Here is a 14,204-nt window from a genome sequence, read left to right on the forward strand (position 1 = left end):
TTCGGAGCAGTGTTCTATATTGAGCAATCATTTACTAACGAAGTGATTGCTCAACAATCAAGCTTAAATGCAAGAAGTTGCACTTAAATCGTAGTTATATGCGAATCTTGTCTTAACTTCTCGGTCAAGATCACATTAAAAACCCTATAAAATATATAGTATTGCGCTGATTCTTTGAGGACAGTGATGAATACAAGTATAAAAAAACTAGTCAGCCAATTTCTATGTACCATCTTTGCCCTAGGACTAGTCCCTGCCCTCTACATCAATTCTGAACTTGACAGAATTGATGCTCAGCACACTCTAAATATTAAGCAGTCTAGCCAAAATCAAATCGAATACAGCTTTCATGAACTCGCTGTTATTGTTGAGCAAATCTCTAACTCTGTTCCTTCAATCGCCGACTCTCAAACACTACTCCGAGCGATTCGAGAACCTTCTATTATCCATAAAGAAACCCTGCAAGATCTTTGGGTGATGTTAGCTCGTGGCCAAAAATACTATTCCCAGCTTCGTTACCTCGATCTAGCTGGCAACGAAGTGTTTCGCGTTAATTATAAAGACAATCAAGCAATCGTGGTTCCAGATAGTGAACTGCAGAACAAGTCTTCGCGTGATTACTATGAGGTACTACAGCAATTAAAGATTGGTGAGATTAGCTCTCGCGGTATTGATCTTGAAGTCGAAAACGGAGAGATCGTTCGCCCTTTGATTCCAGCGCTACGCATTATGACGCCAGTCGCTGAAAACAACCGCATTATTGGTTACTTCATCGCAAACCTGAACATGCTTGAGATTTATAAGCGCCTTCACTATCAAATTGGTGCATCTTCTGCTGTTCCTATTATTCTCAACAAAACCGGACACATAATCATGGGGCCGGATCCTACGGAATCTTTCGGACATGTAATTGAATCACGTTCAGAGCAGACTTACGCAAAGTTATACCCTGAGCTTTGGACTGCGATTCAAGACAAGACATCTTCGAGCTATTTCGATGGTGAGAACTGGTATTTTCATTCCGACATCAGCCCTAAAATCAAACAGTTTGAAGGCCCTATTTACATGGTTCTTCACATTGAAAATCAGCAGTTCAGCAGTCAATACCGACAAGAAAAACAAGCGATCGTCGTTCAGATCATCACCTTGTCTTTCTTGATTTCGATGATCTCCGCTGGCTTCGTATTGTGGAACAGCAACCACAAGAAGAACAGTATCGAGAGCCAACTTGCTAAGGCCGCAATGAATGGCATGTCTGCCTTGGTGATTACCGACAGAAACAACCGAATCATCAAAGTAAACCAAGAGTTCACCCGTGTGAGTGGCTACGAGTTAGAAGACGTAAAAGGCCGCCAACCGTCCATGTTTGCCTCTGGTCGCTACAACGAAGAGTTCTACATCAAGATGTGGAGCATCATCAAAGAGAAAGGCATGTGGGAAGGCGAAGTGGTTAATCGTCGTAAAGACGGGTCTTTGATCACGGAAATATTGCGAATCCAAACCATTAAAGACTCGAAAGACGTGATTCAGTTTTATGTCGCTTCATTTGTGGATATAAGTAAACACAAAGAGCTAGAAAACAAACTGAGAAACCTGAGTGAAAAAGATGCCTTAGCTGGGTGTTGGAACCGCCGTAAATTCGATCTTGAGCTGCGAGATGAGTGCTCTCGTGTTAATCGTTACCCTACTCGCGAACAGTCTTGTTTAGCGATTTTGGACATAGACCACTTCAAACGCATCAACGACAGATTTGGTCACGATTATGGAGATCGCGTCATTCAAACCGTTGCTCAAGTATTACAACGAGAGTGCCGAGAAACTGATTTTGTGGCTCGTATTGGTGGCGAAGAGTTTGGCGTTATTCTGCCTCATACCACAACAGAAGAAGCTGAGTATGTACTTAACAGATTGAGAATCGCAGTCAGTATTGAGCTCGATAACGTGGTGACGGTCAGTGGTGGAATTACCAACCTGACCAACGACCCTGCTCTTAACTACAAGTGCGCCGATTTAGCACTTTATGAAGCCAAAGCAGCAGGTCGAAACAGTGTGTGCCTGTTCCTAGACAGCGAAATGAGCGAAATCGCCTAACAGAAAATCAGTATTGTTCCGCTAGGCTATTAGTTTGGCGGTTTAACAACCCAATCCTTGCAATCAGCTTGGTGCAGGATAGAACTCTAGTTTGTTCCCCTCTATCACTAGAATACAATCCATGTTCGCAGCATGAGCAGCCTGCTTACCTAGGTTCGTATCTTCAAACACAACACACTGCTTTGGCTGCAAACCCATACCAAAACACGCATCTAAGAAAGTATCCGGATTTGGTTTGTGATTCTTAACGTCTGTTGCTGTCACGAGAATATCGAGCTTACTCAAGATCTCTGTCTTATCCAGTAACTGTTCGGCACTTTTACGTTGACTGCCCGTTCCGACTGCAATCTTCTTGTTACCCAGATGCTCTAACAACAGAGAGTGAGTACAAGGGATAACGTCTCCTTTGTCTTCGATAGCCGCAAACGACGCCATTTTAAACGTAGAAACCGCTTGTGGGTCGAGCGATAAACCGTATTTGCTGTTCACCTCACCGGCTATCTTATAACTCGGCATGCCACCTAAGCTATGCAGCCAAGACGCTTCAAAATGAAAGCCAAACTCTTCAGCCGTTCGCTCCCACGCCTTTACATGTGCAGGCATTGTATCGATCAACGTACCGTCCATATCAAAGATTAATCCTTCATATGCCGTTAAATCTATTTTCATCACTACTACCACTCTTAAATAAAGTTACTGATACCATAACCAATATTCAGTATCATGGCGCCATATTACCGTTCAAAATGGATGTTTATGTTACAAATATCTAACTCTGTTTCGATTCAAGACTGGGAACTCCAGTTAACAGCGATCAGAGCACAAGGAGCCGGCGGTCAGAACGTCAATAAAGTATCGAGCGCGATACATTTACGTTTTGATATCAAGCACTCTACCCTACCTGACTTCTATAAAGAAAAGCTCCTCGCACACAAAGATAGCCGCATCACCAAAGACGGTGTGATTATCATTAAGGCACAGCAGTATAGAACGCAGGAACAAAACCGAGATGATGCTTTAGTGCGTTTGAAAGAACTGATCTTGGAAGCAACAAAAGTTCAAAAAGTGAGACGAGCGACTAAGCCAACACGTGGCTCTCAGAAAAGACGTTTAGAAAGCAAGAAACAGAGAAGCACCACTAAACAGCTGCGTGGAAGAGTGAGCTGATGGCTTCATGCCCTCAGAGAACACATTACCCTAGAAGTATCTGTCAATTTGACTAACGAATCGATCTATTACGCTGTTTATTTGAAAGAAAGACTACTGCTTCTTTTTGACCGACAAAATCAGCTTGATCAACAACAGGCGCTCTTCGCTGGTCAGCAGACGACTGACCGCAGCTACATCTTCCGCTGTTACTTGTGATGCGCCAACAATATCAAGCACCACATCCAAATCCGTCACTTTTAAGGTTCTAGTGATTGAACGATACTGAGACATCTTGATGTCCGCCTCTCCGCGTTCAATCCTTTGATAGGTTTTTAAGCTCATTCCTGCACTCGAGGCTAACTTTTCTTGAGACAAGTTGGCTTGTTTCCTACGCTCAATCAGCGCCAATATTATGGGTTCTTGTGACATAAGCTCATCCTCAAAAGACAGTTATGTCCTAAATTCAGCAAGAAGCAGACCATATTGACGAACAACAGTTTACATAAGCTATCAAAGGCATATTATTCGCCCTATAAAAAGCGTTATGTTTCATAAACCTTCACACATTAACCGTGATGAACGAGCAGTCTAAAAACTTGAATATTCGAGTATTGGGAAGTAGTGAAAATTGCAAATTGCGAATAACAAAAATGTCGAATGGGTAATTGCGAGTCAATATGAATTGGCTTTTTCTTGTATCAAACAGGCTTTAAAATCAAAGTATGCGCTAAGTGAGATCAGAGCAATACAACATAGGCTTCTGACTTATAAAGAAGTATTACTTCACCAGAGTATGCTGGATGACAAGGAAATGAAGCAAGCTTTTGAAGCACTCAATTCAACAGAGAAACAGATAGTAAAGAGTGGTATCAAGACAATTAACGATACTGTTAAAGAGATCGATGAGATCATTGAGAAATACGGCAGGAAATCGACCCTAGAATTGAACTAACAGAGAAGGTTTGAGCTACCATCTGGGGATGGTGCATAGTCGACAGAAAAAGCGAACAACAGGTAAGTCGACGATATCCAGAGACATCATGTCGACTTACACATTACATTAAGTTCTGCGTGATAGAGTAGATCTCAAGCCTGCAAGCAACATCAGCATGCCAAGCAATCCAAATGAAACACTACCACCGCTGCTTGAACCAGATGAACTAGTGCCAGCGTAAGCCGCGCGCTTAGCGTCTGTTGAAACAAATTTAGCGGTTTCAGTTCCTGCAATCACACTATCAATCCAACTCTCATAATTATAGATTTCAGTGAATACTGATGTGACGGTAACGCCCTCAGTAATGTTGCCACCACCACACGTTTCAGGACCAAAACTTGTAATACCTACTTGTTTATAATCAGTACCATCTTTCCAGTAAACAGGCCCACCAGAGTCACCCTGACAAGTACCGCCATATAAGCTAGAGAAAACGCTATAGTCACCAATAAAGCATATTTGATTATCAGTTAGGTTCGAACCTGAGAAAAATGCCGCTGCACATGTCGTGTTATCGACATAGTTGAGCGATGCTTTTTGTAATAAAGTAGTAGCATCGACACCAGATTCAGTATCTCCATGTCCCACAGCCGTAAAAGCCTGTAAGGAACTTCGATAGGTTTCGTTGTCTGGGCGTTTCACAACATCATTAACTGAATCTATATTGAGCGCGCTTTCAAGTTTTAAAATTGCCACGTCATTACGCAACAAATCGTTCAAGCTATTTGAATAATTGCTAGGATAGAACACCTCAGATACGCGAATTTTTTCAATGCTTCCATTTGGGAACTGAGAAGTGTCTTGTAATTGTGGGACGACAACAGTAAATAACTGAGCGTTCTCATCACCATAAATACAGTGTGCTGCCGTCAGAATATGCGTTGGATCTAAAATTGTAGCTCCACAGTAAGGGCCTGTAGAGTAAACACCGTCATAATCAATACGATCAATGAACAAGCTTGCCATCGAAGGAAATTCCGTGACTGAAGCGTCGCTACCATTCACAATATAGGGTGTTACACCCACATCAGGAGTACTTTCGTCCGTGTTTTCCGTTGCCATAACACTTGATGTGTAAATTAATGGCGCTAAAAGCCCTAAAACGGCTTTACGAACCGGACTCATTGTATGGTTTACGTTCATAGTTAACTCCTTGTAACCCCTACTACTTATTTACAAAAATGATGAATCGTCACCATAACACGTCACAATCGTGATTATAGTAAGTATTTGTAACGATATCGCCACATATCTCATTTTATAAACGAATTTTAAGTAACCGTTGTTAGTGGGTAACGTTAAAAGCAATACGTTACCAAAGACATACGCTACCAAAATCAAAAAAGCCTACCGTTAGGCTTCCCAATAAAGAGAAGCAAACAATAGGCTTTCATTTAGCTTAGTGGTTTCTCTTAAAAGAGATTAGCCACGATAGTAACGCTGAGGTACGAATGGCATTTTTTCTACTGTCATTGGTAGCTTCTTGCCACGAACTTCAGCGAATACTTCAGTGCCAATAACCGCTAGGTCAGTACGAACGTAAGCCATAGAAACAGGCTTGCCCGCGTTAGGACCCGCAGTACCACTTGTTACAACGCCCATCTTGTTGTCTTCAGCATCGAACAGCTCAGCGCCTTCACGTACTGGTGCTTTAGTCTGACCAACAAGACCAACACGCTTGCGTTGAACGTCTTTAGTCGCGATTTGCTCAAGGATGATATCAGCGCCAGGGAAACCGCCTGCACGTTCACCGTCAGTACGACGCACTTTTTGGATACCCCATAAAAGGCTAGCTTCTACCGGCGTTGTTGTTGTATCTAGATCGTGACCGTACAGACATAGACCACACTCAAGACGAAGTGAGTCACGAGCACCAAGGCCAATCCACTCTACTTCTGCTTCTGATGTTAGTTTACGAGCAAGTGCTTCAGCGTGATCGTTCGGTACTGAGATTTCGTAGCCATCTTCACCGGTATAACCACTGCGGCTTACGATGCACTCTACGCCGTCGATATCGACTTTTTGAACATCCATGAACAGCATGTCTGCAACGCTTGGTTGGAAACGAGCCAGAACTTCAGACGCTTTCGGACCTTGAAGTGCTAATAGAGCGCGGTCATCAATCACTTCCATTTCTACGTCTGCAGGAAGGTGAGCCGTTAGGTGGTCGATATCTTGTGTTTTACACGCCGCGTTCACAACAACAAATAGGTGATCGCCAAGGTTAGCAACCATAAGATCATCCATGATGCCGCCCTGTTCATTAGTAAAGAAGGCGTAGCGCTGCTTACCAGAAGGCAGGTCGATAATATCTACTGGAACCAGAGATTCTAAAACAGCGGCTGCATTTTCACCGTGTAGACGCAGTTGCCCCATGTGAGAAACATCAAAAAGACCAGCAGCGTCACGAGTGTGTAAGTGCTCTTTCTTTACACCTAGTGGATACTGAACTGGCATGTCGTAGCCAGCAAAAGGAACCATTTTTGCGCCGACTTCAACGTGAAGTGCATGCAGAGGTGTTTTTAGTAGGTCTTGATTAGCGTGTTCTTGAGTCATTTTATTCTCCATGAAGCGTTGCAGGCTTTCCAAATCGAATCTGCCGCTTATATCTCTATTTAGAGTCGCCTCTAACGATATGGGTTAACGTTAGAAACAGTAGATAGTAAAAAGTGATGTCTTCTATATAGGCTTTTATTACTAGCGATATAAAAAGAGGCTTCTGTATAAAAGCTATACGACTCACTTTCTAAGAATTCACTTCAGTAAACTTCAATCAACATGAGTAAACCGTGTTCACTATAGTAAACAAGCCTGAGTCAGTTTTACACCCTTAACAAGATTAAAACAGCTCAAAATGTGATATTTAACAATTTAAAAACAACTTTCAGTCGCATACAAAAACGCGATATTGATGCTTTTCACACCAACATCGCGTCTTTTGGCAAACGTTAGAAACAAAAGCAAACGTTTGCATTCACTATAAGAAATTCTAACTTTGTTAACTTATTTTGCAGTCACCCACAAAATCAGTGCATCTTCTGTACTAGTAGAAATCAACATATGCCCCATGTTGGCGTCGTAATACATGCTGTCACCTTCGCTCATGGGTACCGGCTCATAGAATTCTGAGTAGAACATCACATCACCAGAGATCACCATCAAGAACTCCTCACCATCGTGGCGAACCCAATCGTTATACTCTTCAAAGGTGCGTGCTCTCACTCGGCTCTTGAACGGCATCATCTTCTTATTCGAAAGTTCTGTCGCGAGCAGTTCATGCTCGTAAGTCGGAGTTGGGTGAGGTTTACCCTGACCTGCTTTAGTTAAGTCACGACGTCCTGTGGCAACCTTTTTTCTTGGTGGCTCAAAGAGTTGCGGCATATCAATTTGCAAACCCATAGCCAATTTCTGCATCGCTTGGAACGTCGGTGAGATTTGTTCGTTCTCGATTTTACTCAGCGTAGAGCGCGCCAAACCAGTACGTTGGCTCGCCTCTTCTAACGTAATGCCCAGCTTGCTGCGGATATCTTTAATACGCTGGCCGAGCCTAAGTGGTTCGATATTCTGATCTAACGTCTCTTTCGCCAACGTTAAAGATGGGTACTCATCATAAATGTCTTCTGACATAGGTCCCTCATTTATTTCTTACTTCCTGTCTATTGATTTCATTGTTGCATGAAGCGCTTTGTTGATTAAAGAGCACACAGGAAAATAAAGCGTGCTCCCTGTAGCAAAACGAGAAAAACTGTTTCCTATTGGAAATTTTTGTTGAAAATTGATTTTATCGGAGCTATGTTATCGACTTGTTAGATGAAGAGATGCTACTTCAGCTTGCAGCAAGTGATAGATTTAACATTTGTAAGAGCTGTTTTTTACCCGAAATTTTTGGGAACCAATTCGTGCTGCATTGACCCTACAACGATCGCTTTGACGCTATGGTCGTATAAATAAGAAGCAACGCACTATTTATACACCTATATAACGCAAACGATACCGATGCAGAAATCAACGTAAGACCTAATGGACTATAAAAACAATCACCATTAGCTTAATGAAAGGTCTCGACAATGAACGCTTATCAAAACCATAGCTTAGACAGTTTTTTCACTACGAACCTATCTGGTACTGACGACGCAGTATTTGCTGGCATCCAAGCAGAGAACACTCGTCAAAACGAACAAATCGAACTTATTGCTTCTGAGAACATCGTTTCTAAAGCAGTAATGCAAGCTCAAGGCACTTGCCTAACCAACAAATACGCAGAAGGCTACCCAGGCCGTCGTTACTACGGTGGTTGTGAGCACGTAGATACAGTAGAAGCTATCGCGATTGAACGTGCTAAACAGCTGTTCAAGTGCGAATACGTAAACGTACAACCTCACTCAGGTGCTCAAGCGAACGGCGCAGTTAAACTTGCCCTACTTCAACCTGGCGACACTATCCTAGGTATGTCTCTTGACGCTGGTGGCCACCTTACACACGGTGCGCGCCCTGCAATGTCTGGTAAGTGGTTCAACGCAGTTCAATATGGCGTAGACCGCGACACTCTTGAAATCGATTACGAAGCGGTACGCGCTTTAGCTATCGAAAGCCAACCTAAAATGATTATTGCTGGTGGTAGTGCTATCCCACGCGTTATCGATTTCGCTAAGTTCCGTGAAATTGCTGACGAAGTTGGCGCTATTCTAATGGTCGATATGGCACACATCGCGGGTCTTATCGCGACAGGTGCTCACCCTAGCCCACTACCACACGCACACGTTGTGACTACAACAACGCACAAAACACTTCGTGGCCCACGCGGTGGCATGATTCTGACTAACCACGAAGACATAAACAAAAAGATCAACTCTGCCGTGTTCCCTGGCCTTCAAGGTGGCCCACTCATGCACGTTATCGCGGCTAAAGCAGTGGCGTTTGGCGAAGCACTTGGCCCAGAATTTAATACTTATATTGATTCAGTGATCGACAACGCAAAAGTTCTTGCTGAAGTGTTGCAAACTCGCGGTTGTGACATTGTGACTGGCGGAACAGACACGCACCTAATGCTGGTTGACCTTCGCCCTAAGGGCTTGAAAGGTAACGTAACTGAAGAAGCATTAGAGCGTGCAGGGATCACATGTAACAAAAATGGCATACCATTCGATACAGAGAAGCCTATGATTACTTCGGGCATTCGTTTAGGTACGCCTGCTGGAACCAGTCGTGGTTTTGGCACTGAAGAATTCAAATTTATCGGTGAATGGATCGGCGATGTTCTTGACGGCTTAGTTGAAAGCCCTGAAGGCAACGCTGAAGTTGAGCAACGTGTTCGCAAGCAAGTTAAAGAGCTTTGCAAGCGCTTCCCTCTTTACCGTTAGACCGTTTTTAAGATTTAAATTAAAACCTCATAAATTTTTGGAGAATAAGCAATGGACAATACACTAAAGTTTGCAGACAGCCACGAGTGGGTAAAAGACAACGGTGACGGTACTGTAACTATCGGTATTTCTGAGCACGCTCAAGAGATGCTAGGTGACGTTGTGTTTGTTGACCTGCCTGACACTGGAGACGAAATCGAAGCTGGCGAAAGCTTCTCTCTAGTTGAATCAGTGAAAGCAGCTTCTGATATCTACGCACCAATCTCTGGCGAAATCGTAGAAATCAACGAAGAATTAGAAGATAGCCCTGAGTTAATTAACGAAGAATCTTATGAAGGTGGTTGGATTGTTAAAGTGAAGATGTCTGATGCGTCTGAACTAAACAACCTTAAAGATGCGGAAGAATACCTAAGCTCTATCGAAGAAGACTAATAGGTAACCTCATTACGATAAAGCTGCTCTTTTGAGCAGCTTAATTTTAGGGGCTAGCTCACGGCTCCAGAGAGAAAGTAGAACATATCATGACTGAATTACTTCAAAGCCAATTACTGAAAGACCTGGGTACTCAAAACGAGTTTGTTGCTCGTCATAACGGCCCTAATAAAGCAGACCAGCAAAAAATGCTTGAAGCGATCAACGCGACTACCCTAGACGCACTGATCGACGAAACGGTTCCTGCACAAATCCGTCTTGAAAAACCAATGACACTTGCTGCTCCATTGAGCGAAATGGACATGCTGACCTCTCTTAAAGAGATCGCTAACCTAAACCAAGTGAAACGTACTTTCATTGGCCAAGGCTACTACAACACATTCACTCCAAACGTTATTCTACGTAACGTTTTAGAGAACCCAGGCTGGTACACAGCTTACACACCATACCAACCAGAGATTTCTCAAGGTCGTCTTGAAGCTCTACTGAATTACCAACAAATGGTAATGGACTTAACTGGTATGGAAATCGCGAACGCGTCTCTTCTTGATGAAGCTACAGCGGCTGGCGAAGCTATGACACTGTGTAAGCGTGCTGGTAAAAGCAAGAGCAAAGTATTCTTCGTTGCTGACGATGTTCACCCTCAAACACTAGAAGTTGTTAAAACTCGTGCTGAGTACATCGGTTTTGAAGTAATGGTTGGCGCTCTTGAAACACTTCCAGAGCAAGACGTATTTGGTGCGTTAGTTCAATACCCTGGTACAACAGGCGAAGTTCGTGATCTAACAGACATCATTGCGAAAGCTCAAGCAAACAAGACTCTTGTAACGGTTGCAACTGACCTACTTGCTTCTGCTCTACTTAAGCCAGCTGGCGAAATGGGCGCAGACGTAGTAATCGGTTCAGCGCAACGTTTCGGCGTTCCTATGGGTTACGGCGGTCCACACGCAGCATTCATGGGTACTCGTGAAAAGCATAAGCGTACAATGCCAGGTCGTGTAATCGGCGTATCTATCGATACGCACGGTAACCAAGCGCTACGTATGGCAATGCAAACTCGTGAGCAACACATCCGCCGCGAGAAAGCGACATCGAACATCTGTACAGCTCAAGCACTTCTAGCAAACATGGCGTCTTTCTACGCGGTTTACCACGGTGCAGAAGGCCTACGTACTATTGCCCGTCGTACACACCACATGACAGCTATCCTAGCGGCTGGCCTGACTAAAGCGGGTTACGAGCTAACGAACAACAGCTTCTTTGATACCATCACGATCAACTCTGAAGAGAAGACAGATGCACTGTACGCGAAAGCGCAAGCAGCAGACATCAACCTTCGTCGACTTGTTGGAAAAATCGGTATCAGCTTAGATGAAACAACAACGATCGACGACGTGAACGCACTGTTCGCTATCTTCGACGTAAAAGAAGACGTTCAAGCACTATCTTCTGACATTGCATCAAACGAGTTTGCAGCAATTCCAGAAAACTGCCGTCGTGAATCAGAGTTCCTAACTCACCCAGTATTCAACACGCACCACAGCGAAACGCAAATGATGCGTTACCTAAAACAGCTTGAGAACAAAGACTTCTCACTAACGCACGGCATGATCCCACTGGGCAGCTGTACTATGAAGCTGAACGCTGCTGCTGAGATGATCCCAGTAACATGGCCTGAGTTTGGTTCTATTCACCCATTCGCACCTCTAGAGCAAGCGGCGGGTTACACAGCGCTAGCGAAAGATCTTAAAGAGAAGCTATGTGAAATCACCGGTTACGACGATTTCTCACTACAGCCTAACTCTGGTGCATCTGGTGAATACGCGGGTTTAATCGCGATTCAACGTTACCACGCAAGCCGCGGTGAAGGTCACCGTAACGTTTGTCTGATTCCAAGCTCGGCGCACGGTACTAACCCTGCAACAGCATCAATGGTTTCAATGAAGGTAGTGGTTGTTAAGTGTGATGAAGATGGCAACATCGACATGACAGACCTAGCAGCGAAAATCGAGAAGCACAAAGACAACCTATCAAGCATCATGATCACTTACCCTTCTACGCACGGCGTATACGAAGAGCAAGTGAAAGAAGTGTGTGAACAAGTACACGCAGCGGGCGGTCAAGTTTACCTAGACGGCGCGAACATGAACGCTCAAGTAGGTCTAACTTCACCTGGCTTCATCGGTTCAGACGTATCTCACTTGAACCTACACAAAACATTCTGTATCCCACACGGTGGTGGCGGGCCGGGTATGGGTCCTATCGGTGTTAAATCGCACCTAGCACCTTTCCTACCAGGTCACATCGAAAATGGTGTTCAAGGTTCTGACTACGCAGTATCAGCAGCAGATTTGGGTAGTGCTTCAATTCTACCTATCTCTTGGGCTTACATCGCGATGATGGGCGAACCTGGCCTAACAGACGCAACGAAAGTAGCGATTCTGAACGCGAACTACGTGATGGAAAAATTACGTCCTCACTACCCTGTTCTTTACCGTGGTACTAACGGCCGCGTAGCGCACGAATGTATTATCGATATTCGTCCACTTAAAGAAGACACAGGCATCAGCGAAGAAGATATTGCTAAGCGTCTAATGGACTTCGGTTTCCACGCGCCAACTATGTCTTTCCCAGTAGCTGGCACGCTAATGGTAGAGCCAACTGAATCAGAAGATTTAGAAGAGCTAGACCGTTTCTGTGAAGCGATGATCGCAATCCGCCACGAAATGGCAGCAGTGAAAAACGGTGAATGGCCACTAGACAACAACCCTCTAGTGAACGCACCACACACACAAGTTGACCTAGCTGGCGCAGAATGGGATCGCCCTTACTCTCGTGAACTTGGTTGTTTCCCATCGAAAGCAACGAAGAACTCGAAGTACTGGCCTACAGTTAACCGTGTAGACAACGTATACGGCGACCGTAACCTAATCTGTTCTTGCCCAAGCATCGACAACTACGAAGACTAATTCGTAGCGGCGCTAAGCAGTGAAACATAACAAAAGGCGAACCAAATGGTTCGCCTTTTTGTTTTCTGAAATTCGAGAAAAACAAATGTATTGACCTTACCGTAAGGGAAAGGTTTAAGGTGGAATGACAATCACGACAAATTAGGAATCAATTATGAGATGTTGCAATAAAGCGCCAAAAGGTGGAGCCCCTCTTGGCTTGCTTTTAAAAGTCACGCTCGGGATTGGGCTTTTTGTGTTTCTGCTGGCTTTGTGGCAGTGAGAGGCTTATACAGAGGTAGGTTTTAAGCTAAGAAGTGATGGTATAAACAAGATAGCTAGCGCCAAGTTGATATTGGCGCCATAGTCGTTTGGTAGGTGTTTACCCTATTGGCTTACATGTTCCTAAAAACGCACTTTGATACCTATAGAATTCAATTACACCTTGCTCATCCGTGATAAAGGTATACGTGCAACTGTCATTGAAAATCCTATATTCCGCCTCAATCACACCATCATCTTTAGACTTAATTTGGTAGGGTTCTCCCCACTGCTCTACAAGTTTATCTATATGATGCCCGGTCCAACTTTCACCAAAGTAGCTCTCAGTCACAAGTAAAGAGCAACCACTTAGGACGAGCGCAAACGCTAAACTCAGTAGTCTTAATTTCATAACGGTTAACCTAATCATTCATACGGATGCGAGGGTAACAATTGAATGATTCACATAAAAGATAAAACGAGAGCGGAGATAAGAGCAGATAACTTCCAGCCAATACTTTGAGGCAGCTTGCTGCTTTAGTTAATTTGTACATTGTGAATAAATCACGATTTGTACCACACCTTGCGAACCACTCTAAACCGTTTATTAACTGTGGTTAGTTGGAGATAGTAGTCTCTTTAAAGATCAGCTTCAGTGGTTTAACTAATGAGAAAATCCACAAACCGAACGCTGCAAAACACCACATAAACAGCGTTAGAAACAAACTAAACATCGGCCACATTGCCAAAGCTAGTAGCAGACCAGACAGCCCCGTTACTGGTGTTTGTTCCCACTTTACCGTTTCCGCACCAAATATGGATGCGACACCACATATCAAGAAGAAAACAAAGAAGCTCAGACTAAATCCGATAAAGAGCATTTTGAAAAGAGACCTTTTCGAGATTTTCTTAACTGTAATACCAATTAAAGTAAAAATGTGATCTAATTAAGATTGATGAATTATTGTG

Annotated in this window: 12 protein-coding genes; 6 read left to right on the plus strand and 6 right to left on the minus strand. The window is 43.8% G+C overall.

What is annotated here, in order from left to right:
• Positions 1 to 186 precede the first annotated feature (186 nt).
• Entirely contained in the window at positions 187 to 2,091 is a 1,905-nt protein-coding gene (locus tag A6D97_RS09030; protein WP_065584255.1) for a diguanylate cyclase, read from the plus strand.
• Between the two features lie 63 nt (positions 2,092 to 2,154).
• Here A6D97_RS09030 and A6D97_RS09035 read toward each other — a convergent pair whose 3' ends face one another.
• Complete coding sequence (locus A6D97_RS09035; protein WP_029235241.1) at positions 2,155 to 2,760, minus strand: beta-phosphoglucomutase family hydrolase; 606 nt, start codon at positions 2,758 to 2,760, stop codon at positions 2,155 to 2,157.
• Positions 2,761 to 2,847: 87 nt separating this feature from the next.
• Here A6D97_RS09035 and arfB point away from each other — a divergent pair, with 87 nt between their 5' ends.
• Positions 2,848 to 3,258 (plus strand): alternative ribosome rescue aminoacyl-tRNA hydrolase ArfB, encoded by a 411-nt coding sequence (arfB, locus tag A6D97_RS09040; RefSeq protein WP_017059842.1) that lies wholly within the window; start codon positions 2,848 to 2,850, stop codon positions 3,256 to 3,258.
• A 93-nt stretch (positions 3,259 to 3,351) separates the two neighbouring features.
• Here the strand turns inward: arfB and A6D97_RS09045 are convergent, their stop codons facing one another.
• Positions 3,352 to 3,669 (minus strand): helix-turn-helix transcriptional regulator, encoded by a 318-nt coding sequence (locus A6D97_RS09045; RefSeq protein ID WP_017059843.1) that lies wholly within the window; start codon positions 3,667 to 3,669, stop codon positions 3,352 to 3,354.
• A gap of 199 nt (positions 3,670 to 3,868) precedes the next feature.
• Between A6D97_RS09045 and A6D97_RS09050 the strand changes: the two genes are divergently transcribed.
• Complete coding sequence (locus A6D97_RS09050; protein ID WP_065584256.1) at positions 3,869 to 4,192, plus strand: hypothetical protein; 324 nt, start codon at positions 3,869 to 3,871, stop codon at positions 4,190 to 4,192.
• 108 nt (positions 4,193 to 4,300) lie between these two features.
• On the opposite strand, the gene A6D97_RS09055 is transcribed toward A6D97_RS09050, so the two are convergent.
• From A6D97_RS09055 to A6D97_RS09065, 3 genes are all read right to left on the minus strand, one after another.
• Entirely contained in the window at positions 4,301 to 5,377 is a 1,077-nt protein-coding gene (locus A6D97_RS09055) for a trypsin-like serine protease (protein ID WP_065584257.1), read from the minus strand.
• Between the two features lie 279 nt (positions 5,378 to 5,656).
• Positions 5,657 to 6,790 carry a glycine cleavage system aminomethyltransferase GcvT gene (gene gcvT, locus A6D97_RS09060; protein ID WP_065584258.1) on the minus strand — a complete coding sequence of 378 codons (1,134 nt, stop codon included), beginning with the start codon at positions 6,788 to 6,790 and terminating at the stop codon, positions 5,657 to 5,659.
• A gap of 447 nt (positions 6,791 to 7,237) precedes the next feature.
• Positions 7,238 to 7,861: an XRE family transcriptional regulator gene (locus A6D97_RS09065; RefSeq protein ID WP_017059847.1), complete on the minus strand. Its 624-nt coding sequence runs from the start codon at positions 7,859 to 7,861 to the stop codon at positions 7,238 to 7,240.
• 440 nt (positions 7,862 to 8,301) lie between these two features.
• Between A6D97_RS09065 and A6D97_RS09070 the strand changes: the two genes are divergently transcribed.
• The 3 genes from A6D97_RS09070 to gcvP all read left to right on the plus strand — a co-directional run bounded on the left by A6D97_RS09070 (position 8,302) and on the right by gcvP (position 12,995).
• The gene (locus A6D97_RS09070; RefSeq protein ID WP_065584259.1) at positions 8,302 to 9,594 is read left to right on the plus strand and encodes a serine hydroxymethyltransferase; all 1,293 of its coding nucleotides are present in this window, start codon (positions 8,302 to 8,304) and stop codon (positions 9,592 to 9,594) included.
• Between the two features lie 51 nt (positions 9,595 to 9,645).
• On the plus strand, positions 9,646 to 10,026 hold the full coding sequence (gene gcvH, locus A6D97_RS09075) for a glycine cleavage system protein GcvH (RefSeq protein ID WP_004730871.1): 381 nt from the start codon (positions 9,646 to 9,648) through the stop codon (positions 10,024 to 10,026).
• 89 nt (positions 10,027 to 10,115) lie between these two features.
• A complete protein-coding gene (gene gcvP, locus A6D97_RS09080; RefSeq protein WP_065584260.1) occupies positions 10,116 to 12,995 on the plus strand; it encodes an aminomethyl-transferring glycine dehydrogenase in 2,880 nt (959 codons plus the stop codon).
• Positions 12,996 to 13,852: 857 nt separating this feature from the next.
• Here gcvP and A6D97_RS09090 read toward each other — a convergent pair.
• On the minus strand, positions 13,853 to 14,116 hold the full coding sequence (locus tag A6D97_RS09090; RefSeq protein WP_240492697.1) for a hypothetical protein: 264 nt from the start codon (positions 14,114 to 14,116) through the stop codon (positions 13,853 to 13,855).
• Between the last annotated feature and the right edge of the window lie 88 nt (positions 14,117 to 14,204).

Origin of the sequence: Vibrio sp. ZF57, assembly GCF_001691235.1 — a bacterium.
Taxonomy (GTDB): Bacteria; Pseudomonadota; Gammaproteobacteria; order Enterobacterales; family Vibrionaceae; genus Vibrio; species Vibrio crassostreae_C.

What these genes read in the sequence shown, in the direction of transcription:
- A6D97_RS09030 (WP_065584255.1), top strand. Translation starts at nt 187, where the DNA reads ATGAATACAAGTATAAAAAAACTAGTCAGCCAATTTCTATGTACCATC.
- A6D97_RS09035 (WP_029235241.1), bottom strand. Translation starts at nt 2,760, where the DNA reads ATGAAAATAGATTTAACGGCATATGAAGGATTAATCTTTGATATGGAC.
- arfB (WP_017059842.1), top strand. Translation starts at nt 2,848, where the DNA reads ATGTTACAAATATCTAACTCTGTTTCGATTCAAGACTGGGAACTCCAG.
- A6D97_RS09045 (WP_017059843.1), bottom strand. Translation starts at nt 3,669, where the DNA reads ATGTCACAAGAACCCATAATATTGGCGCTGATTGAGCGTAGGAAACAA.
- A6D97_RS09055 (WP_065584257.1), bottom strand. Translation starts at nt 5,377, where the DNA reads ATGAACGTAAACCATACAATGAGTCCGGTTCGTAAAGCCGTTTTAGGG.
- gcvT (WP_065584258.1), bottom strand. Translation starts at nt 6,790, where the DNA reads ATGACTCAAGAACACGCTAATCAAGACCTACTAAAAACACCTCTGCAT.
- A6D97_RS09065 (WP_017059847.1), bottom strand. Translation starts at nt 7,861, where the DNA reads ATGTCAGAAGACATTTATGATGAGTACCCATCTTTAACGTTGGCGAAA.
- A6D97_RS09070 (WP_065584259.1), top strand. Translation starts at nt 8,302, where the DNA reads ATGAACGCTTATCAAAACCATAGCTTAGACAGTTTTTTCACTACGAAC.
- gcvH (WP_004730871.1), top strand. Translation starts at nt 9,646, where the DNA reads ATGGACAATACACTAAAGTTTGCAGACAGCCACGAGTGGGTAAAAGAC.
- gcvP (WP_065584260.1), top strand. Translation starts at nt 10,116, where the DNA reads ATGACTGAATTACTTCAAAGCCAATTACTGAAAGACCTGGGTACTCAA.
- A6D97_RS09090 (WP_240492697.1), bottom strand. Translation starts at nt 14,116, where the DNA reads ATGCTCTTTATCGGATTTAGTCTGAGCTTCTTTGTTTTCTTCTTGATA.